The sequence below is a fragment of the Mycobacterium neumannii genome, from assembly GCF_002245615.1.
GTDB lineage: Bacteria > Actinomycetota > Actinomycetes > Mycobacteriales > Mycobacteriaceae > Mycobacterium > Mycobacterium neumannii_A.
The window spans coordinates 92,493-119,219 of sequence record NZ_NKCO01000007.1 but is presented as its reverse complement, the minus strand read 5'-3'; the positions used below and the strand labels follow the sequence as shown (position 1 = coordinate 119,219).

Below are 26,727 nucleotides of genomic sequence, written 5' to 3'. Positions count from 1 at the left end.
CGCCGTTTCACAACCGCCGTTTCAGCCGGTCCCGGTACGACCGCCCGTCCGGGTCGTACATGAACCGGTACACGGGCTCGGCCCACAGCCGCGTCAGCAGCCCGAGTCGTTCGGCCTTGTGCGGGCGCAAGCGGCCGGGCGGTCTCGGCCCTCGCCGACCCGACGCGTACCACGCCTCCAGCGCCTCTGCGGTTTCAACGATCTCGGACACCGCCGTGACCGGATCGACCAGGCCGCCGTCCTCGCTGCCGTCCTCGGCGCGGTCCAGATGCTCGCGCATCAGCTTCAGCCTGAAATCCCGTGCGAACACACCCTCGGAATCCAGTACCGCACAGGACAACTCGCTGTCATGCGTCCACGATCGCCGGTTGAAGTTGTCGCTACCCGAACACGCCCACACATCGTCGATCACACACACCTTCGCATGCACGTACACCGGTGTGCCCTCGTGGTTTTCGACGTCGAATACGTGCACCCGGTCCGGTGCGGCACGGTGACACGTCTCGATGGCCTGCCAACGCCCGACCTGGTTGGGCGGCAGGGCCAGCCGGCCGTCGACATCGGGGTAACGCGGCACCACCGCGACCAGATGCAGATCGGGATTGGCCCGTAGCGCAGCCGCGAACAGGTCGGCCACCCGCTTAGACCACAGATACTGGTCCTCCAGGTAGATCAGCCGGCGGGCCCGCGGGACCGCCTTGCTGTACGCGCGGGCGATGCTGCGTTCGCCCTGCGGTGCGAAGTCGTAGGTGAAATGGGCGTCCGGGTAGGTCCGCAGCACCTGCACGCTGTGCGGACCGCACCGTGGCGGGTCCGGCGGTTGCTCCGGCAGCGCATCGGCCGTCATGTCCGTGCCGCTGAACTTGTCCCGCAGCCACGCCAGGGGGTTCAGCATGTCCAGGGACGCAGGGTCGTTCCACCGTTCGCGAAACGTCATGTCCAGCGCGCCGACGACAGGACCCTGCAGCCGTAGCTGCACGTCGTGCCACGGCGGATTGTCGCCGTAGCGCGGCGACATCTCGATCGCCTGAGGGTCGCCGCGGTGCGACGCGTCGTCTCGCCGCGAGTGACACAGGTCGATGCCTCCCGCGAACGCCACATCGCGCTGCGGGGAACCGGGATGGCGGATCACGACCAGCTTCTGGTGATGCGAACCGCCGATCCGCACCCGCTGGTCCAACAGGACCTCCCCACCGGCCTTCTCGATGTGCTCGCCGAGATGGCGGTTCTCCTCCTCGCTGTAGGAGAGCTCATCGAGATGCGACCGCCACACCAGGCCCTTGACCACCACACCGCGTTCGGCTGCGCGACAGAACAACTCGCGAACCGTCGGACCGTTGTCACGCAACTTCTCGTCGGGGTCGCCACGCCAGTCGGTGAAGAACACGTAGTCACCCGGCGCGAGCGCCTCCACTTCAGTGGCAAGGTGGTCGAAATAGGTCGAGCCGTGCACCAGCGGTTCGACGCGGTTGCCGTCACACCAGACTGGGATGTCCGACGCGGGGTTTCCGCGCTCCTGCGCGGTCAGGAACCACTGCTCGACGTTCATGGGCGCCGCCGCAACAGCCGGTCGCGGTACGAGCGACCGTCGGGGTCGAAGATCATCCGGTAGGCGGGTTCGGCCCACAGCCGTGTCAGCGGATCGACCCGTTCGCTCTCATGCGGTCGCAATCGTCCCGGCGGTCGCGACCCGGAGCGGCCCGACCGATGCCAATCCTCCAAAATCGCTGCGCACGCGATCATCTCATCGACGGCGGCGACCGGGTCGACCAGACCCTCGTCTTCGCTGCCGTCCTCGGCCCGGTCGAGATGCTCGCGCAACAACCGCAGCCGTAGATCACGCGCGAACCGGTCGTCGGCGTCGAGCACCGCGCACGACAGTTCGCTGTCATGCGTCCACGACCGGCGATTGAAGTTGTCGCTGCCGATGCAGGCCCAGGTGTCGTCGATGACGCACACCTTCGAGTGCACATAAACCGGTGTGCCCTCGTGGTTTTCGACGTCGAACACGTGCACCCGGTCAGGCGCGGCGCGGCGGCACGCGTCGAGCGCCAGTTGACGCCCGACCAGCGTCGGCGGGCGGCCAAGACCACCTTCCAGATCGAAGTAGCGCGGTACGACCGCCACCAGTTGCAGTTCGGGATTGTTGCTCAACGCCGCGACCAAGAGGTTGGCGATCTCATCGGACCACAGATACTGGTCCTCCAGATAGATCAGGCTCCTGGCGCGCCGAATCGCCTTCGTGTAGCCGCGTGCGATGCTGCGTTCACCCTCCTTGGCGAACTCGTACTGAATCAAGGCGTCGCCGTAGGTGCGAAGCACCTGCACCGCGTGCGGTCCGCAGGCCGGCGGGTCCGGCGGTTGCTCCGGTAGCGGGCGCGGCCGCTGGTCCTCGCCCCCGAACCTGTCGCGAAGCCACGCAAGCGGGTTGAACAGATCCAGCGGCGCGCGCGCCGTCCACCGCTCCCGGAAGGTGACGTCCAGCGCCCCGATGACCGGACCGCGCACCTGCAGCTGCACGTCGTGCCACGGCGGGCGCTCCCCGTACCGCTTCGACATCTGCACCGCCTGCGGGTCACCGCGGTGCGACGCGTCGTCGCGACGCGAGTGGCACAGGTCGATGCCTCCGATGAACGCCACGTCCCGCTCCGGTTCGCCGGGATGGCGGAGCAACACCAGCCGTTGATGATGTGATCCGCCCACCAGCACCCGCTGATCGAGCAGCACCTCCCCACCGGCGCGCTCGATGGTCTCGGCCAGGTGGCGGTTCTGCTCCTCGTTGAACTGCAAGCGATTCGGATACGACCGCCACATCAGACCCTTGACGAGCACGCCGCGCTCGGCAGCCGAGCGGAACAGTTCGGCGACGGTAGGGCCGTTGTCGCGCAACCTCTGGTCGGCATCGCCGCGCCAGTCGGCGAAGAACAGGTGATCTCCCGCGCGAAGCGCCTCAACCTCGGTGACGAGCCGATCGAAGTACGACGCGCCGTGAATCAGAGCCTCGGCCTGGTTGCCCTCGCTCCATGCCGGCAGCTCCCAATCGGGGTTGCCGCGTTCACCGGCGGTGAGGAACCATTCGGCCAGCACTGACACCCCGTGGGATGCCCACTCGACGCCGGATCTACGCGCGGAACAATGGGGCGCGTGACGGCAAGAGCCCTGTTCCTCCACAACGACCACCTCGCGACCGAGGCACTGTTGGGCCAGGCGTTCGTCGACGAGGGCTTCGACGTGCACACCTTCGAGGTGGTGCCCCCCGAGCGCGCACACTCCCCCGCCGGCGACGTCCCCTTCCCCGACCCGACCCACTATGACGTGCTCGTACCCCTCGGCGCGCGCTGGCCCGTCTACGACGACGCGCTGCGCCGCACCTGGGTCGGCGAGGAGATGGCGATGATGCGCCGCGCCGCCGACGCGGGCATCGCGATCCTCGGCATCTGCTTCGGCGGACAACTGCTGGCGCAGAGCTTCGGCGGGACGGTCACACGCTCGCTGTCCCCCGAGATCGGTTGGTATGACGTCGAGTCCACCGATCCGGAACTGGTGCCCGGCGGCCGATGGTTCCAATGGCACTACGACCGCTGGACACTGCCGCCCGGCGCCACCGAACTGGCCCGCACCGCCAACGCATCCCAGGCGTTCCAGTTCGGCCGCGCGCTCGCGCTGCAGTTCCACCCCGAGGTCGACCTCGAGTTGCTGGACCGATGGCTGGCCGACGACGATATCGGCGAGGTCGCCGCCTTCGGCCTCACTCCCGACGAATTACGTTCTCAGACAGAGATATTCGCAGGCGACGCGGCAAGTCGGGTGCGGCGTCTCGTACACGGCTTCGTGAGGCGCGTGGTCGGTCAACCGTGCCCGAGCTCGTGAGCGAGCGCACCGTCCAGCGACGGATGACGGAAGCGGTGGCCCAGCGCCTGCAATGCGGCGGGCAGCACACGTTGATTGGCTTCGGCGAGTTCGCGCGCTCCCTGCTTCCCGAGCAGTAGTCGCGGCCCGAACGACGGAACCGGCACGACGGCGGGACGGCGCAGCACCCGCGCCAGCGTCCTGGTGTAGTCGGCGTTGCGCACGGGATGTGGGGCCACCGCGTTGACGGGACCGGCCATCCGGTCGTCGTAGAGCGCGCGGAGATACACGTCGAGCAGATCGTCGAGCGCGATCCACGCCAACCACTGCCTGCCGCTGCCCAGCCGACCACCCAGGCCGGCGGCGAACAACGGCCGCATCAGGCGCAGCGTGCCGCCGCGCGCGGACTGCACGATCCCCGTCCGGACGGTGACGACCCGCAACCTCGCCTCAGCGGCCGGAGCCGTCGCCGCCTCCCAGTCCCGGACCACCTCGGCCAGGAAGCCGTCCCCGACCACGCTTTCCTCGGTCAGCGCTGCGTCGCCGCGGTCGAAACCGTAGATGCCGACCGCCGACGCGCTGACGAAGATTCTCGGTCCTTTATCGGCCCGCGCCGCCGCCTCGGCGAGCCGACGGGTCGGTTCGAGGCGGCTGGCGCGGATCGCGTCCTTATGGGCGTCGGTGAACCGGCCGGCGATCGACGCACCCGCCAGGTGCACGACCGCGTCGACCCCGGTCAACAGCTCGGGATCCGGCCGATCGGGGTTCCACTGCCGCTCGCCCGGGCCCGCCGCCGCCCGTCGCACAAGCCGGATCACTTGGTGCCCTCCCGTGCTCAGGAATGCGGTCAACGCCGACCCGACCAGACCCGATGCGCCGCTGACCGCGACCGTGAGCGGGCGAAGCCCTGCGTCGGCGGCGTCGCGATGGGCGGCAAGGTCGTCGGCCAGCTGGCGGTGGCGGTAGACGAACATCGGCCGTAGCGCCGCCGCCGGCACCGGCGCCTCGATGCGGTCATAGACCCGGGTGCCGCCGGAGGCCTCGCCGAACTCGTGAACGTGGGTCCACCGGCCGACAAGTCGCGGCGGCCAGGAGGCCGGCCCGTCCGAGGACAGCACGTCGACGAAGCGGCGCGGCGGGTCATAGCGGTCCGGGTCGTGCTGGGCGATCCAGCGCAGACCACCCGGCAACCCGAGCACCGCGCGCCCGTCGGCCAACGACTCGGCTTCCGCGATCGCCTTCATCGGCTGCCACGGCGGAATCAGCCGCCTCATCGCGCCGGGCCGTGCGTACCAGCCGAACACCTCGTCGAGCGGGTGCCCGACGACGCTCTCGTATTCGATTCCCATGTGTCGATATTCGTCGCCGTCATGCCGATGGATTGCTTCAGGGTGGGGTACCCACGGTCGTAGTCATGAACGGATGGAGCGGGCTCGCCCGCCGAAGCGGCAAACGCCTGTATCAGGACCGCCGGGAGGCCGGCGAGGTTCTGGCCCGCGAGTTGTCGTCCTACCGCGGTCACGATGTGATGGTGTTGGGACTCGCACGCGGCGGCGTTCCGGTCGCCGCGCAGGTGGCCCGCTCGCTGCAGGCTCCCCTCGACGTCTTTCTGGTCCGCAAGCTCGGTGTGCCGCAATGGGAGGAGCTCGCGATGGGCGCGCTCGCCAGCGGGGGCGGTGTCGTCGTCAACGAGAACCTCGTGCGCAACCTCGGCATCGGTGACGAGGCGATACAGGCCGCGATCGCTCGCGAGACCGAGGAGTTGAACCGGCGCGAGCAGGCCTATCGCGGTGACCGCCCGCCTCCCGAGCTGACGGGCAGGACGGTGATCCTGGTCGACGACGGAATCGCCACCGGAGCCAGCATGCTCGCCGCGGTGCGTGCCGTGCGGTCCAAGAACCCGGCGCGGATCGTCGTCGCCGTACCGGTCGGACCGCCGTCGGCGTGCCGCGAGCTGGCCAAGGAAGCCGACGACGTGGTCTGCGCGAGCATGCCGCCGGGATTCGAAGCCGTCGGCCAGGTGTTCGCCGACTTCCATCAGGTCAGCGACGACGAAGTGCGCGAACTACTGGCCCCCGGCGAGCCGGACCAGCAAGGGCGGCAAGGGAATTAGCGGCGGTCTTCCCCGGAGTCGGCTTGTTCGACGACCGTGGTCTCGTCGTTTGCGCCGGGCTCGCCCGCGTATTCGGATTGCTCCGTGACGGCCTCGTCGTCGGGATAGTCCTCGTAGTACTCCGGTTCGGCATCGGTCTGCGCGTCGGGGGCGGCGTCGGCCTTGCGGCCCGAGCGCTCCCGCACCGCATCGACGATCAGCAGCACCACACCGATCACGCTGGCCGCGATACAGACCCAGGCGATCAGTTCATTGCTTGTGACGACGGCCGTCACCAGTGCCGCGAGGCCGATGACAGCGAGGACGAGCGCAACGATCAGCATTGATCAACCCTAGGCCAAAGCGGGTTTCAGTTGTTTCCCCGGTTGAACTGATTGAAGCCACCGCCGTCGTTTCCGGCGCTGGAGTCGACGGGTGCGGCCGAACCGCGCTGGCCGAGCTCCTCGAGCTGGGACTCCAGATAAGTCTTGAGCCGGGTGCGGTATTCGCGCTCGAACGTGCGCAACTGTTCGAGGCGGCCCTCCAGCACGGTGCGCTGCTGATTGATGGTGCCCATGATCTCGGAGTGCTTGCGCTCCGCGTCGGCCTGCAGGGCGTCGGCCTTCTCCTGCGCCTGGCGCAGCTGCGCCTCGGACCGGGTCTGGGCGTCGGCGAGCATCGCGTCGGCGCGCTGACGAGCATCGGCGACGGTGGTCTCGGCGGTCTGCCGCGCCTCGCTCACCAGGGCGTCGGCCTGCGCCCGCGCATCGGCGAGCAGCTTCTCCGACTCGGCCTTGGCGGTGCTGGTCAACCGGTCCGCGGTGTCCTGGGCCAGGCTCAACACCTTGGCCGCCTTCAACGCCTGATCCTCGCTGGGCTGCGAGGAAGGCGCCTCGTAGGCCGGCTGCGGAGTCGGAGCGGGCTCGGGGGCGGGCTGCTCGTAGACGGGCATGGCCTGTGTCGACTGGCTTCCGCCGGAGCCGGCGGAAGCCAACTCCTGCTCCAGCTCGGCGACACGCTGCCGAAGATCCGCGTTCTCCTCGATGAGGCGCGTCAGCTCGTTCTCGACCAGATCGAGGAAAGCGTCAACCTCATCCTCGTTGTAGCCGCGCTTGCCAATGGGTGGCTTGCTGAACGCGACGTTGTGAACGTCGGCGGGTGTGAGCGGCATTGTCGCCCCCTTGAAGTCTGGACAGTCAACCGGTCTCAAAGTGTAGAGCGTGGGTGGAACGTAACTGGCGTCCATCCTGTCACACCAGACGCGGCCGTAGCAGAAGAGGATGAAATTAAGAGCGAATTTCAAACACGGCCCGACACGCGGCGACCATTTCGCCGCTCAATTTCTTGCCGGCAAACGGCCCGTTCTCCACTCGCCGGACGAGCCGATTCCGGCTGGCTCGATGCGGTCTCAGGCCGCCGCGCCGAAGGCCAGTTGCATGCCGATGAAGGCGACGAGCAGCAGCACCATGATCGACAGGTCGAAGCGCACCGCACCTATCGTGAGCTGGGGAATGAGCCGCCGCAGTAGCTTCACCGGCGGATCGGTCAACGTCATGATGATCTCGAGGATCACCACGGTGGCGCCCTTCGGATGCCAGTCCCGGGAGAACGATCGGATGAACTCGACCACCACCCGGGCAATCAGCAGCAGCCAGAAGACGAACAGGGCGAAGCCCAGGATCTCGAAAAAGAGCGACAACGCCGACGGTCCTCACTACGGGCACAGATGTGACTTTTACAACAGGCTTGATACAGGCAAGTCGTGCCCGAGACCTCTCAAGCCCGCACGCGACGCCAGCCTACCCGTCTGTGAGACGACCTATTGATAGGAGTAGAAGCCGGCCTCGGCGATGCGGCGGCGCTCCTCGGCCGTCACGTCGATGTCCGCCGGCGACAGCAGGAACACCTTGGTGGCCACCTTGTCGAACGACCCCCTCAGTGCGAACGCCAGGCCTGCCGCGAAGTCGACGAGGCGCTTGGCATCGGCGTTGTCCATCGACACCAGGTCCATGATCACCGGGGTTCCGTCGCGGAACCGTTCGCCGATCGTGCGGGCCTCGCTGTAGTCCTTCGGCCGCAGCGTGGTGATCTTCGCCAGCGGGCTGCCCGCCTCGAACAGCTCGGCCATCCTCCGGGGGTCCATGGCCAGCGCGCCGCGGGTGGCGCCGCGCATCGGGGCGAAACGGGGTGCCGGGCGCTCGAATTCGCGCGGTGCGCGCAGCCTCGGCTCGAAGCGGTCCTCGTAGCCGCGGTAACCGCCTGGCGCATCGTCGTAGTCGCGGTCGTCGTAACCGCGGTGGCCTGGGCCGTACCCGTCGTCGTCGAAGTGTTCGTCTCGACCACGGCGCGAATATCCACGTGAGGCGCCGCGGTCGTCGTCCTCGTAGTACTCGTCGTCGTAGTCGTCCATCGGGGCCATACCGAAGTAGGCCTTGACCTTGTGAAGTGTGCTCATCGTTCGACCCTTCTCATGCCCTGGACTCTGGTGTCTGTGATGAAGATGTGACTGGAGTGACTACTTCTGGTGACGGTAAAGGACGTTGTCCCAATAACGCGGTACCGACACGCACACATGTCGAGCCGTGTTTGACCGCCGCTTCGAGATCGTTCGACATCCCGGCCGACAGCTCGAGGCGCTGCGGATAGTTCGCTTGGACCCGCCTGTACTCGGCGTTCACGCGGGCGAACGCCGCATCGGCGTCCTCGTCGAGCGGAGGGATCGCCATCAGCCCGGCGAACTCCAATCCCGGTGCGGCGTGCGCCGCGGCGCACAATTCGTCGACCGAATCGGGTTCGTCGATGTCGACGCCGCCGCGGCTTTCGTCCCCGTCGAGGCTCAGCTGGATGAAGACGCGCAGCGGTTCGTTGCGCCTGCCCTCGTCGAGCGCGGTGGACGCCGCGCGGCTCAGCGCGTCGATCAATCTGCGGGTCTCGACCGAGTGCGCCGCATGAGCCCAGCCGGCAATGGATCGCGCTTTATTGCGCTGTATCCGGCCGACCATATGCCAGCGAATGGATCCGACATCGGGAATAGCGGCGATTTCTCGGACTTTATTCGACGCTTCCTGTTCGCGTGATTCGCCGAAAGCCTCACAACCCAAACGGCGAAGAATAATGACATCGTCGGCGGGAAAGAATTTGGTTACCGGTAACAATTCAATGTCGGCGATATCGCGTCCTGCGGCCTCGGCGGCAGCGGCCAGGCGTTTGCGCACGGCCGCCAGCGCTTCGCTCAGCTCGACTTCGCGGGATGACGGCACGTTGTCGCTCACTCCATCCACACCAGTGAGGCGAACCGCCCGGTCGGGGCGTCGCGTCGATGGCTGAACAAGTTGCGGTCCTCGATCGTGCAGCGAGGGTCGACGTCGATGGCGGTGACACCCAAAGTGGTTAATTGCCGGTGGATTCCGGCTCGCAGGTCCAGCGCGGGCGTGTTCTTCGCGCTCAACGTGCGGCTGCCGGGCAGCGCGATCTCGACTTCGGCGGCCATGGCCTCCGGGACCTCGTAGTTGCGCCCGCTGGCCGCGGGTCCGAGCAACGCCGAGATGTCCTCGGCGTGCGCGCCGAGCGACAGCATCGCCTCGACGGTGCGCGCCACGACGCCAATTTGCGCACCGACGCGACCGGCGTGCACGGCGGCCACCACGCCGGCGCGCGCGTCGCCCAATAAAACGGGGACGCAGTCGGCGGTGACCACCGCCAAAGCCAAACGCGGTGTGGCGGTGACCAATGCGTCAGTTTTTTCGACCGGACGATCCTTGGCGTCGTCGACCACGGCGACGTGATCCCCGTGCACCTGATTCATCCACACGATTGCGTCGGCGCCCAATCCGATGGCGCCGCCGAGCCGTTTGCGGTTGGCGGCCACGGCCTGCGGATCGTCGCCGACGTGGTCGCCGAGGTTGAAGGTGTCGAACGGCGGCGCGGAGACGCCGCCGGCCCGTGTCGTGGTCACGCGCCGTATGCGAACCGTCACGGTCGCCAGTATTGCCGGATCAGTGGCGCATGAACGGCGGCACGTCGACGTCGTCGTCATCGTCCCCGCCGATACTGACCGTCGCGCCGTTGGTGTGAACCGGCACGCTCGCCGGATCCGCGGGCTCGAACAGCGATGTGCTCACCTTGCCGGCCTTGCCCGGGGTGATGCCCTGGACCTGCCCTTCGGCCGGGCTGACCACCGGTTTGCGTCCCGGACCGGCGGAGTCGAAGCCCGCGGCGATCACGGTGACCCGCACCTCGTCGCCGAGCGAGTCGTCGATGACCGTGCCGAAGATGATGTTGGCGTCGGGGTGCGCGGCGTCCTGCACCAGCGACGCGGCTTCGTTGATCTCGAACAGACCCAGGTCGCTGCCGCCGGCGACCGAGAGCAGCACACCCTGCGCCCCCTCCATCGAGGCCTCCAGCAGCGGCGAGTTGATCGCGATCTCGGCGGCCTTGAGCGCACGGCCGTCACCGCGCGCCGAACCGATGCCCATCAGCGCGGTGCCCGCCCCGCTCATCACGCCCTTGACGTCGGCGAAGTCGACGTTGATCAGGCCGGGTGTGGTGATCAGGTCGGTGATCCCCTGCACGCCGTTGAGCAGCACCTCGTCGGCGCTGCGGAACGCGTCCATCAGCGAGACCGCGGCATCGCCCATCTGCAGCAGCCGGTCGTTGGGGATCACGATGAGCGTGTCGCAGCTCTCCCGCAACGCCTGGATGCCGTTCTCGGCCTGGTTGCTGCGCCGCTTGCCCTCGAACGAGAACGGCCGCGTCACCACGCCCACGGTCAACGCGCCGAGCTTGCGCGCGATCGACGCCACCACCGGCGCGCCACCCGTGCCGGTGCCGCCGCCCTCGCCCGCCGTGACGAACACCATGTCGGCGCCGCGCAGCAGCTCCTCGATGTCGTCCTTGGCGTCTTCGGCGGCCTTGCGCCCCACCTCGGGATCGGCGCCGGCGCCGAGACCGCGCGTGGAATCGCGACCGACGTCGAGCTTGACGTCGGCGTCGCTCATCAACAACGCCTGCGCGTCGGTGTTGATGGCGATGAACTCCACGCCCTTGAGGCCCTGCTCGATCATCCGGTTGACGGCATTCACGCCGCCGCCACCGATGCCGACCACCTTGATGACGGCGAGGTAGTTATGTGGGGGGGTCATCGCGATCCCTTCCTCCCAAGTTGTCCGACGACACGCCGAGCCTTGGCAAACCCTAAACCTCAACCAGAGGGTTATAGTTATGTCAAGTTGTTCCGCGCAACCAGAACGGTAGGGCGGGCTCGCGACCTAGCGATGCAGGCGCGCCGACACGCGCGACAAATTTTTCGTGCAACTTCGCGATTGCCGCGCAACGGCGCGTCGGCCGCGCACGGTCTCACTTCACGGTCGGCAGGTCCGGACTCGACACGTCGTAGGTCTTTCCCGGCTGAGTGAGCAACGCTCCCAGTTTGAGCGCCTTCTCCTCGGTCCGGTCGGTGGTCCCCCACACCACCTCCCTGCCGTCGATGAGCTGCAGGGTGATGGACGCGACCGAGGGCGCCGCGACGCGGGCGACCTGCGCGGCGACCTCCGGGCGCAGCGACGTCATCACCTGCAGCGCCGCCTTGGTCGGTGCGTCGTTGGGACCGGGATTGTCGGTGTCGAGGTAGGGCACCCCCGGCGGCGGCGGGCCGATCGCGAAGTCGACGCCGTCGCGGTCGAACAGGTGCGGCCCGTCCGGATAGTCCTTGACCACCACCGGAACTCGCTCGACGACGGTGATCCGCAGGGTGGACGGATACTGGCGCTGAACACGCGCGCTGGCGATCCGCCGGATCGCGGCCACCCGTTCGGCGACGTTGTCGGTGTTCACCTGCAGCAGCGGCGTGCCCGGCGCGACGGCCGCCGCGGCGACGATCTCCTCCTGCGTCACCGCGCCCACACCGGTGACCACCGTGTTGCGCACCGCCATGACCGGGGTGAAGTACAGCAGCAGTCCGAGCCCGACGACGATGACGCTGATCAGCGCCGACCACATCAGCACCTTCAGGCCACGGACCGTACCCCTCCGCAGTTTGCGGGTGTCGCCCGCGGGCTTGCCCAGTGCGCGCCGCTTGGCCTCCCTGCGGGCCTGCTCGATCGCCGTGGCGCGGGCTTGCGCCGCGCGCCGCTCCTCACGCTCGCGGCGCGCGCGCCGGCGCGGACCTTCGAAATCCGGTGTCTGGTCCGAAGTTTCAGAGTCTGCCGGCGTTTCCTGCGGCGGTGCCGCCTCCTCCCCCGGGTCAGGCTCTGCCGGCGGCTCCGGAGTCTCCGCGGGCTCCGAGGGCTCCGGGTCACGGTCGCTCGGGCCGGTCATCGCGACCCCGGTGTGCTCCGGTTGGCCTTGACGCGCAGCGCGGTGAGGATCTCCGGGCCGAGCATCGTGACGTCCCCGGCGCCCATCGTGACGACGACGTCGCCCGGTGCGGCGGCCTCAGCCACCCGCGCTGAGACCGCCGAGAAGTCGGGCACATAGGTTCCCGGCACGCTGACGTGCTCGACGATGCTTGCTCCGCTGACGCCGGCGATCGGCTGCTCGCGCGCGGCGTAGACGTCGAGCACGAATACTTCGTCAGCACCGTCGAGCGCCTGTCCGAACTCGCGGGCGAATGTCTGTGTGCGCGAATACAAGTGCGGCTGGAAGACGACGATCGAACGACCACCGGCCTGCTCGGTGACGGTGTGCAGCGCACCGAGCGTGGCGCGCACCTCGGTCGGATGGTGCGCGTAGTCGTCGAAGACCCGCACGCCGTTCGCCTCTCCGACCAACTCGAACCGGCGCCGCACCCCTTCGAAGCCGGCCAGCCCGTCGAGCACCGCATCGACCGGCGCGCCCGCTTCGATCGCGGCGAGCATCGCGCCGATCGCGTTGAGCGCCATGTGCCGTCCCGGCACCGCGAGGCGCATCACCCTCGGGTGCGGTTCGTCGCCGAACTGAATGTGGGCCACCGCGCCGGTGTCGTGCTGCTCCCAGTTCAGCAAGATCCCCTGCAGCGGTCGGCTCGGGTCGCTGCCGTAGCGCAGCACGCGGATGCCCAGCTCCTCGGTGCGCTCGGCCAGGCCCGCGCCGCCGGGGTCGTCGGTGCAGACCACAAGCGCACCACCGGGTTTGAGGCGTTCGACGAAGTCGTCGAAGACGGCGCCGTAGGCTTCGGCGCTTCCGAAGAAGTCGAGATGGTCGGCCTCGATGTTCGTCACCACCGCAACGTCGGGGCTGTACTCCAGCAGCGAGCCGTCGCTTTCGTCGGCCTCCGCCACGAAGACGTCGCCGCTGCCGTTGTGGGCGTTGGTGCCCGCCTCGCCGAGATCCCCGCCCACCGCGAACGACGGGTCGAACCCGCTGTGCTGCAACGCCACGATGAGCATCGACGTCGTGGTGGTCTTGCCGTGGGTGCCCGTCACCATCAGCGTGGTGTGGCCTGCCATCAGCTTGGCCAGGACCACCGGCCGCAGGATCACCGGGATACCGCGTCGACGGGCCTCGACCAGTTCGGGATTGGTCTTGGGGATGGCGGCGTGGGTGGTGACGACGGCGGTCGGGCCGTTCGGCAACAGGTCCAGCGAGGAGGCGTCGTGTCCGATCCGGATCGCCGCACCGCGGGCCCGCAACGCGGCCACCGCCCGCGACTCCTTGGCATCGGAGCCCGACACCAGCCCGCCGCGGTCGAGCAGGATGCGTGCGATGCCCGACATGCCGGCACCGCCGATGCCCACCATGTGCACCCGCTGCAGCTCCTCGGGCAACGACTTCGGTTTCACCGCAGACCCTTTCGGGGCTCGGCTCGCGCCACCTCGATGGCGATCTCGGCGACCCGCCTTGCCGCGTCGCGGTGACCGGCCAGGGCGGCGCCCGCCGTCATCGTCTGCAACCGGCCGGTGTCGGTGAGCAGGTCGACGACGGTTTCGGCGACGAAACCCGGCGACAGATCGGCGTCGTCGACGATCAGCCCGCCCCCGGCCTCGACGACGGGAAGTGCGTTGAGCCGTTGTTCGCCGTTGCCGATCGGCAGCGGAACGTATACCGCGGGCAACCCGACCGCGGTCAGTTCGGCGACCGTCATCGCCCCGGACCGGCACATCGCGACGTCGGCGGCGGCGTACGCGAGGTCCATCCGGTTCAGGTAGGGCACAGGGACATACGGCGGGTCGCCGTCGGCGGGCTCGCGCAGATCGAGGGTGTTCTTGGGGCCGTGGGCGTGCAGCACCGAGATACCAGCCGCCGCAAGGTCTTTGGCAGCGCCCGAAACGGCCCTGTTCAGCGACTGCGCGCCCTGCGACCCGCCGAACACCAACAGCACCCGGGCATCAGGGGCGAAACCGAAGTGGGCGCGCGCCTCGGCCCGCAACGCCGTGCGGTCCAGCGAGGTGATCGCCGCGCGCACCGGAACCCCGATCACCTCGGCAGGCTTGCCCAGTCCAGGGTCGGCGACGGCCGAGAGCACCCGTCGCGCCGAACGGGCACCGACCCGGTTGGCCCAGCCCGCGCGAGCGTTCGCCTCGTGCACCACCACCGGCACGCGCTTGCTTCTGCGCACGCTACGCGCGGCCAGATAGGCGGGCAGCGCGACGTAACCGCCGAAGCCGATCACCACGTCGGCCTCGACCTCGTCGAGCAGCGCCCGGGTCTCGCGCACCGCCCGCCGCACCCGCAAGGGCAGGCGCAGGAGGTCGCCGGATAGTTTTCGCGGCAGCGGCACCGGCGTGATCAGCTCGAGGTGATAGCCGCGTTCGGGGACCAGCCGGGTCTCCAAACCCCGCTCGGTGCCCAGTGCGGTGATCCGCACGTCGGGCACCAATTCGGTCAGGGCGTCGGCCACCGCCATCGCCGGTTCGACGTGTCCCGCGGTACCACCGCCCGCGAGGACCACGGAGACTCCCCGGTCGTCCCCCGGCCGCCGAGGGACGGGACCCGTGTCGTTCACCCGTAACGCTGACCTTCCAGTGCGCGCCGCCGGCTGCTGTCCGCGCGGCCGCCTCCATGATGCCTTGCCGCCCGGGCCGGCTTACCGGCCGTCTGGCGTTTGCGGGCGGACTTGGGCGTCTGTTTGGCCGCGGGCTTGGGTGCCCGGGTGCGCTTTCCCGCCGGCGGTTTGCCGGGTCGCTCCGAACCGCGCCTGTTGAGCCGGTCGCGTACCGCCTCGGTCCGCGACGGCACGTAGGGCGCGGGCAGCGGCAGCCGCAACAGCCTGTTGACCCGGTCGTCGCGCCCGGCCCGCAACGCCGCCACCGCCTCGGGTTCGTGCCGCGCCGCGCTCGCCATGATGCCGATCATCAGAAGCGTTGTCGCCGTTGAGGTTCCGCCCGCCGAGATGAGCGGCAGCTGAAGCCCGGTCACGGGAAGCAGGCCCACCACATAGCCGACGTTGATGAACACCTGGCCCATGATCCACAGCGTCGCGGTGGCGGTGAGCAGGCGCAGGAACGGGTCCGCGGAGCGCCGCGCGATGCGCATCCCGGTGTAGGCGAACAGGCCGAACAGGCACAGCAGGCCGCCGGCTCCGATGAAACCGAGTTCCTCGCCGATGATCGCGAAGATGAAGTCGTTGTGCGCGTTGGGCAGGTAGTTCCACTTGGCAGCGCCCTGGCCCAGGCCGTCGCCGAACACACCGCCGTTGGCCAGCGCGAACCGTGCCTGGCGGGCCTGATAGCCCGAACCCTGCGTGTCGGCGGCGGGGTTCAACCAGGACTGCACCCGCGCGGACCGGTACCCCTCGGCCATCGCCAGCACCGCGGCCGACACGACGACCATGAACAGCGAGGACACGAACACCCGCAGCGGCAGGCCGGCGTACCAGAGCAGGCCCAGCAGGATGATGCCCAGCGACACCGTCTGCCCGAGGTCGGGCTGGGCGACGATGAGCGCCAGCGCGACGAATGCGGCAGGTACCAACGGGATCAGCATCTCGCGCAGCGAGGCCTGCTCCATGCGGCGCGCGGCCAGCAGGTGCGCGCCCCAGATGGCGAACGCGATCTTAGCCAGTTCGGAGGGCTGCATCGAGAACCCCGCGACCACGAACCACCCGCGCGAACCGTTGGCCACGGTGCCGATTCCCGGGATCAGCACCAGGATCAGCAGCACGATGGTGAGCGCGAAGCTGGAGAAGGCCATGCGCCGCATCAGCTGCACCGGGAGGCGCATCGCGATGTAGAACCCGAACAGCCCGATGACCGTCCACAAGACCTGCTTGGCGAAGACGACCCACGGCGACCCGTCCTGGTCGTAGGAGTACACCCCCGACGCCGACAGCACCATCGTCAGACCCAGCGTGGTCAGCAGCGCGGCCACCGCGATGATCAGGTGGAACGACGTCATCGGGCGGCCGAGCCACGCCCCGACCCGGGTCCGATGCCCGGCGGTCGCGGACACCGGCTCGGCCGGTTTGTCTTCGGCGCCCGTCCTGCGAAGCCGCAGCCGGGTCAGGATGGTGGTCATCGGCGTCTAGCGAGTGAGGGCGCGCACGGCGTCGGCGAACGCGTCGCCGCGGTGGCTGTAGCCGCTGAACTGGTCGAAAGAGGCGCCTGCGGGAGCCAGCAGCACGGTGTCGCCGGGCCGGGCGAGGCCGCGGGCGGCGTCGACCACCGCGGCCATGATCTCGTCACCGGATTGCGTTCCCTCGAGCCTGATCACAGGAGCAACAGAATTAACATCCGACCCACTTGTCCCTTGCACCCCAAAATCCTCCCCCGTCACAACCTCGATGACGGGGACATCCGGGGCGTGTCGCGATAACGCCTCGGCGATCAGGGCCCGGTCGCGGCCGATCAACACCGCTCCGACCAGCCGATTCGACATCGAAGTGAGCAGCTCGTCGACCGAGGCGCCCTTGAGCAGCCCACCGGCCACCCACACCACCCGTGGGTACGCGGCGATGGATGCCCGCGCGGCGTGTGGGTTGGTCGCCTTCGAATCGTCGACGTACGTGACGCCGTCGACCGTGCCGATTACCTCGGCGCGGTGTCTGCCCACCCGGAAATCGGCGAGCGCGTCGGCGATGGCCGCCGGTGGCACGTCGACCGCGCGGGCCAGTGCGGCGGCACCGAGCGCGTTGAGCACTCCGACCGGGCCGACCACCGGGATCGACGCGGCCTGGGCCAGTGTCCAGCCGCCCTCGGGTGGGTCGCCGAATGCGTTGTCCACCAGCGCGCCCTCCACCACGCCCAGTTCGCCGGGGCCGGGCTCCGCCAGCCGGAACCCGACGCGAGTCGGGGCGGCCGCCGTGTCCAGCAGGCCTGCGGCCACCGGGTCGTCGAGTCCGACCACGGCGACACGGCCGTCGAGCACGCGGGCCTTGGCACCGGCGTAGGCGGCCATGGACCCGTGCCAGTCGAGGTGGTCCTCGGCGACGTTGAGCACCACGCCCGCGTCCGGCCGCAGCGATGGCGCCCAGTGCAGCTGGAAGCTGGACAGCTCCACCGCGAGCAGGTCGGACGGTTCGGCGAGGACGTCGATGACGGGGTTGCCGATGTTGCCGCACAGCGCCGCGTTTCGCCCGGCGGCAACGAGCATCGCGTGCAGCATCGAGGTGGTCGTGGTCTTGCCGTTGGTCCCGGTGACGACGAGCCAGCGCCGCGACGGCCCGAACCAGCCCGCCCGGTCCAGGCGCCAGGCCAGTTCCACGTCGCCCCAGACCGGTACGCCCGCGGTAGCCGCCGCGGCCAGCACGGGAGCGGTCGGCGCGAAGCCGGGGCTGGTGATCACCAGCGCGTATTCGCCGATGGTGGCCTGGGCCTCGGCGGTGGTGACGACCCTCGCGGGCGTGATCAACCGCTGCAGCGCCAGTGGATCGTCGTCGCAGATCGTCAACCGCACGCCGGTGGGCTCCAGTACGGCGCTCACCGAGCGGCCGGTCAGTCCCGCGCCGGTCACCAGCACCCGGGCGCCGGGGACCAGCGGCTCGAGATGCGTCATGTCAGGCACCGACGGTCGTCAGCCACTCGCTGTAGAACAACGCGACGCCGAGCCCGCAGGCGATCGCGGTGAGCAACCAGAACCGGATGATCACCGTGGTCTCGGCCCACCCCACCAGCTCGAAGTGATGGTGGAACGGCGCCATCCGGAAGACCCTGCGGCCCGTGGTGCGGAACGCCAGGATCTGCACGACGACCGAGACCACCTCGGCGACGAACAGGGCACCGAGCACCACGGCCAGCATCTCAGTGCGGCTGGCCACCGACAGCCCGGCGATGATGCCGCCGAGGGCGAGCGAGCCGGTGTCACCCATGAAGATCTTGGCGGGCGCGGCGTTCCACCACAGGAATCCGATGCAGGCGCCCGCGGTGGCCGCGGCGATGATCGCCAGGTCCAAAGGGTCGCGCACGTTGTAACAGCCCAGGCCCGGACTCGTCGCGCAGGCGTTGCGGAACTGCCAGAACGTGATCAGCACGTAGGCCGCGCACACCATCGCCATCGCGCCCGCGGCCAGCCCGTCCAGCCCGTCGGTGAAGTTGACCGCGTTCGACCACGCGCTGACCACCACGATGCAGAACAACACGAACAGTGCGGGCGGCAGTGTGACCGTGGCGATCTCGCGCACATAGGACAGTTCGGCGCTGCCGGGTGTCAGCCCGTCGGCGTTGCGGAACTGCAGGGCCAGCACGCCGAAGATCACGGCGGCGGTCAGGATGCCGACGGTTTTGGCGGTCTTGTTGAGCCCGAGGTTGCGCGAGCGCCGGATCTTGATCAGGTCGTCGACGAAACCGACGACGGCCAGGGCGCTGGCCAGAAACAGCACGAGAAGGCCGGAAGCCGACGGTCCCCGGCCGTCGATCACGACGCCCACGAGGTGGGTACCCAGGTAGCTGGCCCAGATGCCCGCGACGATCGCCACGCCACCCATCGAGGGGGTGCCGCGCTTCTTGGCGTGGGTGGGCGGTCCGTCCTCGCGGATCTCGTGGCCGAACCCCTGGCGGGTGAACAGCCGGATCAGCACCGGGGTGAGCAGGATCGAGACCGTCAGCGCGATGCCGACGGCGATGAGGATCTGCCTCATGCGTGCGGATCCCGGGATTCGGCGAGCAGCGCTTCGGCCAGCGCGCCGAGTCCGGCCGCGTTCGACGCCTTCACCAGCACCACGTCGGACGGTCGCAGTTCAACGCGCAGGAGGTCCAGCGCCGCGTCGGCGTCGGCGACCATGGTGGCCTCAGCCCCCCACGATCCCTCCATCACCGCGCCGTGGTGCATGGCGCTCATAGTCCTCCCGGTTCCGACGACGATGAGTCGTGACACATCTAAGCGCACGGCCAGTCGGCCGATGCGGTCATGCTCGGATATCGCGTCGTCGCCGAGTTCGGCCATCTCGCCGAGCACCGCCCAACTGCGGCGCCGCCCCCCGCCCACGCGGGCCATCCACGCCAGCGCCTTGAGGCCCGCGCCCATCGAGTCGGGGTTGGCGTTGTAGGCGTCGTTGATGACGGTGACGCCGTCGCTGCGGGTGGCGACCTGCATGCGGTGTTTGGACACCGGACCCGCGGTGGCCAGCGCGGTGGCGACCTGCTCGAGGGAGGCGCCGCACTCCAGCGCCACGGCCGCCGCGCACAGCGCGTTGGACACCTGATGGTCCCCGTGGACGGCCAGCGCGACGTCGACGGACCCGGCGCCGGTGTGCATGCTGAACCGCGGCCTGGCCAGCTCGTCGAGCGTGATCGCTTCGGCCCACACGTCCACGTCGCGGCCGCCCGGCTCCCGCGACACCTGCACGATCCGCGCGGCGGTCTTGGCGGCCATCGCCGCCACCGCGGCGTCGTCAACGTTGAGGACGACGGCCCCGGATGCTGGAACTGCTTGTGGCAGTTCGGATTTGGTTTCGGCGATGGCCTCCCGCGACCCGAATTCGCCCAGGTGTGCGGTGCCCACGTTGAGCACCACCGCGATCGAGGGCGGGGCGATTGCGGCCAGCGCGGCGATGTTGCCGCGATGCCGTGCCGACATCTCCAACACGAGGAAGTCGGTGGACCGCGTCGCGCGCAGCACCGTCCACGGATGTCCGAGTTCGTTGTTGAACGAACCCGGCGGCGCGATCACCTCGCCGAGCGGGGCCAGCACCGCGGCGACCAGGTCCTTGGTCGAGGTCTTACCCGACGATCCGGTGATTCCGATGATCGTGAGCCCGCCCGCGACGAGTTCTGCGGCGACCGCACCGGCCAGCTTCGCCAACGCCGCGAGTACGGCTGCACCCGAACCGTCGGCGTCGTGTTCGAGCACGCCCGCTGCGCGGTCGGACGTCTCCGGCGTCGGGTCGACGACGATCGCAGGCACCCCGACCGGCCGGGCGGCCAGTACCGCCGCCGCGCCGGCCTTTACCGCCGCGGCGGCGAAGTCGTGTCCGTCCGAACGGGCTCCCGGCAGCGCGAGGAACAGACCGCCGGGTGTGACGGCCCGCGAGTCGAACTCGACGGTGCCGGTGACCCTGGTGGTCGCGGCGTCCGCTTCGGAGATGTCGGCGAGGCGGCCGCCGACGATCTCGGCGATCCGGGCCAGCGTCAGGTTGATCACGGCAGAGGTCCCCGTGCCTCGAGGGCGCGCGCCAACTCCTCGCGGTCGTCGAAGGGTCGGGTGATCCCGGCACCGGTTTGCCCTGCCTCGTGGCCCTTGCCCGCGACGAGCACGACGTCCCCCGGTCGCGCCCACGCCACCGCGTGCTCGATCGCGGCGCGGCGATCGCCGATCTCGACGACCTCCGCACGGCCCGCCGCGCCGGCCACGATCGCCGCGCGGATCGCGGCAGGGTCCTCATCGCGCGGATTGTCGTCGGTCACCACCACAAGATCGGCCAATTCGGCGGCGACGCGGCCCATCGGGCCGCGCTTGCCGGGATCGCGGTTACCGCCCGCCCCGAACACGACCGCCAAGCGGCCGTCGGTGTCTGCCCGCAACGTCTCCAGCACGGCCTGCAGGGCACCCGGCTTGTGCGCGTAGTCGACGACCGCCAGGAAGTCCTGCCCGCACTCGACGGACTCCATCCGCCCCGGCACCGTCGCGGTCCGCAGACCGGGCACGGCTTGTTCGGGCGACACCCCGACCGCGTCGAGCAGCGCGATCGCGAGCAGGCAGTTGGCCACGTTGTAGCGCCCCGGCAACCCGATCTGCAGGTGGTGGTGCACACCCGCCGGGTCCACCGCGAAGAACTCCTGTGCGTTGCGACCGACGGTGCGGATGTCCTCGATACGCCAGTCGGCGACCCTGCCCGTCGCGCTGACCGTCACGGGCTCGCGCGCCAGCCTGGCCATCTCCCGGCCGGCGTCGTCGTCGACGCACAGCACGGAAAGCTCTGCGCGGTTGGGAGATTCGGGAGCGAACAGTCGCGCCTTGGCCTCGAAGTAGTCCCGCATCGTCGGGTGGAAGTCGAGATGGTCGCGCGACAGATTGGTGAACCCGCCGACCGCAAAGCGCACCCCGTCGACGCGGCCGAGGGTGAGCGCGTGGCTCGACACCTCCATCACGACAGTGTCGACGCCCTGCTCGACCATCACCGCGAGCAGCGCCTGCAGGTCCGGCGCCTCGGGCGTGGTGAGGACGCTGGCCTGGTCGCGGCCGTCGATCCGGATGCCGACGGTGCCGACGAGTCCCGCCACCCGCTCCGCCGACCGCAGCCCGGCCTCCACGAGATAGGTGGTGGTGGTCTTGCCGGAGGTGCCGGTGACCCCGATGACGCGCAGCCGCTCGGACGGTCGCCCGTACACCTCGGCGGCCACCGCGCCGAGCACCGACCGCGGATCCGGGTGGACCACGACCGGGATGTCCGCATCGGATCCCAGCAGCGCCAGCCCGTCGGGGTCTGTGAGGATCGCTGCCGCACCGCGTGCGACCGCCTCGGCGGCGTAGCGGCCGCCGTGTGACGACGCCCCCGGCAGCGCCGCGAACAGGTCACCGGGTTCGACGTCCCCGCTGCGCAGCGTGACGCCGGTGACGCGGACATCCGGTACGGCACCGCGCGCGGGCACCGCCTGGACCTGCCCGGCCAGCGGCCCGAGCGCCGCGCCGGCGGGATGGCTGGGTCGCAGGTTCATGGCGTTGACACAGTACCCAGTCGCCCTGGCGACCCCCGCGACATATCGGGGCCGCCGGCACCCTCGTCAGTCGGCTACCAGGGTCAACCGCGAGTCGGGATCCGGCGACAGCGGCACGTTCTCGCGCTGCAGCAGCCAGGAGGCGATGTTGTGAAACAGCGGCGCCGACGTGGTGCCGGGCTGGCCGTCGGCCGTGCGCTGCGGGTGGTCCATCATGATGGCGACGACATAGCGCGGGTCGTCGGTGGTGGCGATGCCTGCGAACGTGATCCAGTAGACGTCGCTGTAGTAGCAGCCGCAGGCCGGGTTGATCTGCTGTGCGGTACCGGTCTTCCCGGAGATCTGGTAGCCCTCGACGGCCGCCTGCGAACCCGTGCCCTGCTGCACCCCTGTCGGGTCGCGCTGCACGGTTGCCCGCAACATGTGCCGCACGGTCTTGGCCGTTTCCGGCGAGACCACCCGAATGCCCTCGGGGCGAGGCTCGTCGGTGCGGGTGCCGTCGGAGGCGATAGTGGTCTTGACGATGCGCGGCGGGACGCGCACACCGTCGTTGGCGATGGTCTGATACATACCCGCCATCTGCAGCAGGGTCATCGAAAGGCCCTGTCCGATGGGCAGGTTGGCGAATGTGCTGCCCGACCACTGGTCGATCGGCGGGACCAGGCCGGCGCTCTCACCCGGCAGGCCCACCCCGGTCCGCTGACCGAGACCGAACTTGCGGACCATCTCGAAGAAGCGCTCAGGGCCGAGTCGCTGCGCCAACATCAGCGTGCCGACGTTGGAGGACTTACCGAAGATGCCCGTCGTGGTGTACGGCATCGTCCCGTGCTCCCAGGCGTCACCGACGGTGACCCCGCCCATGTGGATCGACCCCGGCACCTGCAGGACCTCGTCGGGATGCGACAGCCCGTACTCGATGACCGATGCGGCGGTGACGATCTTGTTGACCGAACCCGGTTCATAAGGCGAGGACACCGCGGGGTTGCCCAGCTGGCGGTGTTCCTGCCTGCCGATATCCTGGCTCGGGTCGAACGTGTTGTCATTCGCCATCGCCAGCACCTCAGCGGTTTTCGCGTCGAGGACGACCGCAGAGACGTTCTTGGCGCCGGACAGGTTTTTGGCCTGCTGCACCTGCTGCTGGACATAGAACTGGATGTCGTCGTCGATGGTCAGCATGACCGTGGAACCGTCGACCGCGTCGTGGCGGTTGCGGTAACTGCCCGGGATGACCACGCCGTCGGACCCGCGGTCGTAGGTGATCGATCCGTCGGTGCCCGCCAGCACGGCATCGAGCGAATCCTCCAGTCCCAGCAGGCCGTGTCCATCCCAGTCGATACCGCCGACGATGTTGGCCGCCAGCGAGCCGCCCGGATACTGGCGCAAATCCTGGCGCTCCGAACCGACCTCGGGGAACTTCTTGGTGATCGCCTCGGCGATGGCGGGATCGACCGCACGGGCGAGATAGACGAACGTCTCGTTGCTCTTGAGCTTCTTGAGCACGGTGGCCGAGTCCGGCTTGTTGTTCAGCCGCAGCGCCACCTCGGCGGCGATGTCGCGCAGCCTGCGGTCGGGTTCGGGCGCCTCGGTGCTTTTCGCCCTGGCCTCCTCCAACTGCTTGCGGACCTTCTGCGGCTGGAAGGTCAGCGCGCGCGCCTCGATGGTGAAGGCCAGCTTGTCGTTGTTGCGGTCGACGATCGCCCCGCGAACGGCCTTGTCGACGTCGGTGACCTTGAGCTGGCTGGCCGCCTCGGCCCGCAATCCGTCGGCGCGGGGCACCTGGAGATGGAACAGCTGCCCCGCCGCGACGATCAGGACGAGGAAGATCGCCGCGTTGCCCACTCGATGCCGGAACACGAAAGAGGCACTGCGCAGCCCGGTTTCAGTGATCGGAGCGCGAGTCCGCCGCGCTTTGGCCGAGCGCTCCTGAGGGCCGGCGGCCGGTGCGGCCTTGCGGGGCCGACGCTCGCGGCTCATGCGCCGGGACCCGCCGGAGGAACGACCGCGGGGGGCGCCACCGCGGGGGGCACGACCGCCGGACTGAACTGTTCGGCGCCGGGCACGGGACCCGGCAGCACCTGCGAGTTCGGGATGTGCAGCGCGTCGGTCGGGGCCATCGGTGCCGCGGGCGGGACCGTCGGCCCCGGTGCGGCACCGGGCACCGGCGGCTGACCCGGAAGCGCCTGCGGCACCGCCGGCATCGCCGACGGCACCGCGGCGCCGGGCGCATTCTGGGTGGCCGCATTCGGGGTGGGCACCGTACGCGTCGGCATCCGGACGGTGACCTCGCGGGGATCGACGACCCGCGGTGCGGGCGGCCGCGGTCCCGGTGGCGGCGCCTGCGGCGTCGCGTCGGGCAACGGCGTGTTCAGTGGCGGCGGCGGAACGCCCTCCGCCGGCTTGGGTGTGCCGACCACCACCCAGTTACCCGCCGGGTCCTGCACGAGGTGTGCGGTGTCGCGGGACGGGATCATCCCGAGCTCGCGTGCGGCTTCTGCCAACGCCGGGGCGGCCTGCGCCTCGAGCACATCGCGCTCGAGCGCTTCCTTCTGTTGCAGCAGAGCCTGATTCGTCTCGCGAGCGTTGCCCAGTTGATAGGACCGCTCGGCGGCGTCGGTGGACAGCCACAGCGTCGTGCCCAGTCCCACACCCAGCGCGCCGATCACCAGCACCACAAACGGCACCCTGGCCACCAGTGCCCGCGGGCTGAGCTCCACCGAGGCCAGTTTGACGATGATGCGCTGGCGTAATGGTGTCCGAACGACCTTTGGCGCCTTGGCCTTCCGCGCCTTGGCACGCGCCTTGGCCTGGCTGGCGTTCTTGGGCCTGCTCGGTGCGCCGGTCGGGCGCGGGATGGGGTTGGTCTGCGGCGCTGAGCGCTGCGGTCGCTGCTCGCGGGTCGGCTTGCGGCGCGCCTGCGCGTCGGCTGAGCGCCGCTCAGCGCCGGTGCGCCGCCGTTCGTCGGCGCTGCGCACCGCTTTTGCCCGCTTGGCCGGCTTAGCCGGTTTGCGCTGTTTGGTCTGCTTGGCCTGCTTGGCCTGCTTGGCGTTCACCTGGGTGCCCCCACCTTCTCCAGTGCTCGTAGCCGCACAGGCGCGCTACGCGGGTTCCGTTCGATCTCCTCGGGAGCTGCACGCTCGGCACCGCGAGTCAGTGCGACGAACTCCGGCTCGTGACCCGGCAGTTCCACCGGTAGGCCGGGCGGCGTCCTGGACGCCGTTGCGGAGGCGAAGGCCGCCTTGACGACGCGGTCCTCCAGGGACTGGTAGGCCATCACGACGATGCGGCCGCCGGGAGCCAGAGCATTGAGCGCCGCAGGCAACGCGTCGCGCAGCGAGTCCAATTCGCCGTTGACCGCGATGCGAAGCGCTTGAAACGTGCGCTTCGCCGGGTGGCCGCCGGTACGGCGCGCCGGCGCGGGGATCGCCTGATACAGCAGCTCGACGAGCTCCCCGGTGGTACGGAACGGCTGGCGGGCGCGCCTGCGGATGAGCTGGGCGGCGATCCGGCTCGCGAAGCGTTCCTCGCCGAACTCCCGCAGAAGCCGGGTCAGCGATTTCTGGTCGTAGGTGTTCACCACCTCGGCGGCGGTCAGTTCCGCGTCGGGATCCATCCGCATGTCCAGTGGCGCGTCGGCGGCGTAGGAGAAGCCGCGTTCGGTGCGGTCGAGCTGCATCGAGGACACGCCGAGGTCGAACAGGATTCCATCGGCATGGCCGACCCGGTAGCGGTCGTCGCCAAGCACCCTGCCGATGCCGTCGTACCGCGTACGGACCAGCGTCACCCGGTCACCGAACCGCGACAGGCGCTCGCCGGCGATCCACAACGCATTGGGGTCGCGGTCCAAGCCGATCAGCCGCAGACCGGGCAGTGCGGTCAGGAAGCGCTCCGCATGCCCGCCGGCTCCGAGGGTGGCGTCGACGAGCACCGCACCCTCACCATCGGAACTCCGCCGTGTCAGTGCGGGTGTGAGCAGCTCGACGCAGCGGTCCAGCAGGACGGGGACGTGTCCGTGGTCGCCGCTGCGCCGTTCCATCGCGTTGCCTCCGTCCCACGCCCCTGCACCGGGGTCCCTGTCCGAGAGCGCGGACCTGGCGTCGGGGAAGTACGCCAGGGCCGGTTCGGGCAGAGGCCGCGATGCACGGGCTGGATGCCTGTGCCGGTCGACCGCCGAATCAGATGATGTCGTGCAGAGCTTCATCGGTGGCCGCGGAGAAGTTCTCTTCGTGAGTCTGCTGGTACTCCTGCCATGCGGTGGAGTCCCAGATTTCCAGGTAGTCGACCGATCCGATCACCACGCAGTCCTTCGAAAGGTTCGCGTAGCGGCGATGATCGGCCGACAGCGTGATTCGGCCTTGTGCGTCGGGATGCTGTTCGTCGGTGGCCGCGGCCAGGTTCCGCAGGAATGCGCGTGCTTCCGGATTGCTACGCGATGCCTGCGACGCCCGTCGGGCCAGCTTCTCGAACTCGGCGCGCGGGTAGACGGCAAGGCTGTGATCTTGGCTTTTGGTGACCATCAACCCTCCTGCCAGCGCGTCGCGGAACTTGGCGGGCAGCGTGAGCCGCCCCTTGTCGTCGAGCTTTGGCGTGTAGGTGCCGAGAAACATCTCGCCACCTCCCTGCCGATCAACAGAACCCCGGTCGCTCCGTTGTCCGCCACTTTACCCCACAATCCCCCACCATCCACCATTTGCGTGTCAATTTTCCTAGTGAGTCCCCACTCGTCGCCCCACAGCTGACGTGGCGAGGGCGGCAACGTCCCGGCGTCGACCGCGTCAGTGAAGA

24 protein-coding genes are annotated in these 26,727 nt (G+C 69.3%); 2 read left to right on the top strand and 22 right to left on the bottom strand.

From position 1 onward, the window contains the following. Positions 1-7: 7 nt before the first annotated feature. Positions 8-1,549, bottom strand: coding sequence for a phospholipase D family protein (locus CEX88_RS10935; protein ID WP_094293509.1), 1,542 nt, complete (start codon positions 1,547-1,549; stop codon positions 8-10). Then, the gene (locus tag CEX88_RS10930; RefSeq protein WP_094293508.1) at positions 1,546-3,093 is read right to left on the bottom strand and encodes a phospholipase D family protein; all 1,548 of its coding nucleotides are present in this window, start codon (positions 3,091-3,093) and stop codon (positions 1,546-1,548) included. The genes CEX88_RS10935 and CEX88_RS10930 overlap by 4 nt, the downstream gene beginning before the upstream one ends. A 42-nt stretch (positions 3,094-3,135) precedes the next feature. On the opposite strand from CEX88_RS10930, the gene CEX88_RS10925 reads away from it, so the two are divergent. Continuing rightward, positions 3,136-3,870 carry a type 1 glutamine amidotransferase gene (locus CEX88_RS10925; protein ID WP_094293507.1) on the top strand — a complete coding sequence of 245 codons (735 nt, stop codon included), beginning with the start codon at positions 3,136-3,138 and terminating at the stop codon, positions 3,868-3,870. On the opposite strand, the gene CEX88_RS10920 is transcribed toward CEX88_RS10925, so the two are convergent. Further along, positions 3,849-5,198, bottom strand: coding sequence for a TIGR01777 family oxidoreductase (locus CEX88_RS10920; RefSeq protein WP_094293506.1), 1,350 nt, complete (start codon positions 5,196-5,198; stop codon positions 3,849-3,851). The genes CEX88_RS10925 and CEX88_RS10920 overlap by 22 nt on opposite strands. A gap of 65 nt (positions 5,199-5,263) precedes the next feature. On the opposite strand from CEX88_RS10920, the gene CEX88_RS10915 reads away from it, so the two are divergent. Beyond that, positions 5,264-5,962, top strand: a complete 699-nt coding sequence (locus CEX88_RS10915; protein ID WP_094293505.1) for a phosphoribosyltransferase — start codon at positions 5,264-5,266, stop codon at positions 5,960-5,962. On the opposite strand, the gene CEX88_RS10910 is transcribed toward CEX88_RS10915, so the two are convergent. The 19 genes from CEX88_RS10910 to mraZ all read right to left on the bottom strand — a co-directional run bounded on the left by CEX88_RS10910 (position 5,959) and on the right by mraZ (position 26,549). Further along, complete coding sequence (locus CEX88_RS10910; protein WP_094293504.1) at positions 5,959-6,285, bottom strand: hypothetical protein; 327 nt, start codon at positions 6,283-6,285, stop codon at positions 5,959-5,961. The genes CEX88_RS10915 and CEX88_RS10910 overlap by 4 nt on opposite strands. A gap of 26 nt (positions 6,286-6,311) precedes the next feature. Next, the gene (wag31, locus tag CEX88_RS10905; protein ID WP_094293503.1) at positions 6,312-7,112 is read right to left on the bottom strand and encodes a DivIVA-like cell division protein Wag31; all 801 of its coding nucleotides are present in this window, start codon (positions 7,110-7,112) and stop codon (positions 6,312-6,314) included. Between the two features lie 237 nt (positions 7,113-7,349). Next, positions 7,350-7,640, bottom strand: coding sequence for a YggT family protein (locus CEX88_RS10900; RefSeq protein ID WP_064349985.1), 291 nt, complete (start codon positions 7,638-7,640; stop codon positions 7,350-7,352). Between the two features lie 120 nt (positions 7,641-7,760). Continuing rightward, on the bottom strand, positions 7,761-8,396 hold the full coding sequence (locus tag CEX88_RS10895) for a cell division protein SepF (protein WP_094293502.1): 636 nt from the start codon (positions 8,394-8,396) through the stop codon (positions 7,761-7,763). Between the two features lie 13 nt (positions 8,397-8,409). Further along, a complete protein-coding gene (locus CEX88_RS10890) occupies positions 8,410-9,213 on the bottom strand; it encodes a YggS family pyridoxal phosphate-dependent enzyme (protein WP_238382039.1) in 804 nt (267 codons plus the stop codon). Beyond that, the gene (gene pgeF / locus CEX88_RS10885; RefSeq protein WP_094293501.1) at positions 9,210-9,917 is read right to left on the bottom strand and encodes a peptidoglycan editing factor PgeF; all 708 of its coding nucleotides are present in this window, start codon (positions 9,915-9,917) and stop codon (positions 9,210-9,212) included. Before pgeF ends, CEX88_RS10890 begins: the two co-directional genes overlap by 4 nt. Positions 9,918-9,936: 19 nt before the next feature. After that, a complete protein-coding gene (gene ftsZ, locus CEX88_RS10880; RefSeq protein ID WP_094293500.1) occupies positions 9,937-11,082 on the bottom strand; it encodes a cell division protein FtsZ in 1,146 nt (381 codons plus the stop codon). Between the two features lie 214 nt (positions 11,083-11,296). Next, positions 11,297-12,256 carry a cell division protein FtsQ/DivIB gene (locus CEX88_RS10875; RefSeq protein WP_094293499.1) on the bottom strand — a complete coding sequence of 320 codons (960 nt, stop codon included), beginning with the start codon at positions 12,254-12,256 and terminating at the stop codon, positions 11,297-11,299. Beyond that, entirely contained in the window at positions 12,253-13,656 is a 1,404-nt protein-coding gene (gene murC / locus CEX88_RS10870) for a UDP-N-acetylmuramate--L-alanine ligase (RefSeq protein ID WP_318284654.1), read from the bottom strand. The genes CEX88_RS10875 and murC overlap by 4 nt, the downstream gene beginning before the upstream one ends. Positions 13,657-13,694: 38 nt before the next feature. Continuing rightward, entirely contained in the window at positions 13,695-14,861 is a 1,167-nt protein-coding gene (murG, locus tag CEX88_RS10865) for an undecaprenyldiphospho-muramoylpentapeptide beta-N-acetylglucosaminyltransferase (RefSeq protein WP_094293497.1), read from the bottom strand. Continuing rightward, on the bottom strand, positions 14,858-16,363 hold the full coding sequence (gene ftsW / locus CEX88_RS10860) for a putative lipid II flippase FtsW (RefSeq protein ID WP_202931457.1): 1,506 nt from the start codon (positions 16,361-16,363) through the stop codon (positions 14,858-14,860). Before ftsW ends, murG begins: the two co-directional genes overlap by 4 nt. Positions 16,364-16,378: 15 nt before the next feature. After that, complete coding sequence (murD, locus tag CEX88_RS10855) at positions 16,379-17,857, bottom strand: UDP-N-acetylmuramoyl-L-alanine--D-glutamate ligase (RefSeq protein ID WP_202931448.1); 1,479 nt, start codon at positions 17,855-17,857, stop codon at positions 16,379-16,381. Further along, entirely contained in the window at positions 17,850-18,929 is a 1,080-nt protein-coding gene (gene mraY, locus CEX88_RS10850) for a phospho-N-acetylmuramoyl-pentapeptide-transferase (protein WP_064393994.1), read from the bottom strand. The genes murD and mraY overlap by 8 nt, the downstream gene beginning before the upstream one ends. Next, complete coding sequence (locus CEX88_RS10845; RefSeq protein ID WP_094293494.1) at positions 18,926-20,431, bottom strand: UDP-N-acetylmuramoyl-tripeptide--D-alanyl-D-alanine ligase; 1,506 nt, start codon at positions 20,429-20,431, stop codon at positions 18,926-18,928. The genes mraY and CEX88_RS10845 overlap by 4 nt, the downstream gene beginning before the upstream one ends. Next, positions 20,428-21,945 (bottom strand): UDP-N-acetylmuramoyl-L-alanyl-D-glutamate--2,6-diaminopimelate ligase, encoded by a 1,518-nt coding sequence (locus tag CEX88_RS10840; RefSeq protein WP_094293493.1) that lies wholly within the window; start codon positions 21,943-21,945, stop codon positions 20,428-20,430. The genes CEX88_RS10845 and CEX88_RS10840 overlap by 4 nt, the downstream gene beginning before the upstream one ends. Before the next feature lie 66 nt (positions 21,946-22,011). Then, the gene (locus CEX88_RS10835) at positions 22,012-23,919 is read right to left on the bottom strand and encodes a peptidoglycan D,D-transpeptidase FtsI family protein (protein WP_094293492.1); all 1,908 of its coding nucleotides are present in this window, start codon (positions 23,917-23,919) and stop codon (positions 22,012-22,014) included. Beyond that, a complete protein-coding gene (gene ftsL, locus CEX88_RS10830) occupies positions 23,916-24,995 on the bottom strand; it encodes a cell division protein FtsL (RefSeq protein WP_094293491.1) in 1,080 nt (359 codons plus the stop codon). Before ftsL ends, CEX88_RS10835 begins: the two co-directional genes overlap by 4 nt. Beyond that, a complete protein-coding gene (gene rsmH, locus CEX88_RS10825) occupies positions 24,992-26,143 on the bottom strand; it encodes a 16S rRNA (cytosine(1402)-N(4))-methyltransferase RsmH (RefSeq protein WP_202931447.1) in 1,152 nt (383 codons plus the stop codon). Before rsmH ends, ftsL begins: the two co-directional genes overlap by 4 nt. Beyond that, the gene (gene mraZ, locus CEX88_RS10820; RefSeq protein ID WP_059098924.1) at positions 26,118-26,549 is read right to left on the bottom strand and encodes a division/cell wall cluster transcriptional repressor MraZ; all 432 of its coding nucleotides are present in this window, start codon (positions 26,547-26,549) and stop codon (positions 26,118-26,120) included. The genes rsmH and mraZ overlap by 26 nt, the downstream gene beginning before the upstream one ends. Between the last annotated feature and the right edge of the window lie 178 nt (positions 26,550-26,727).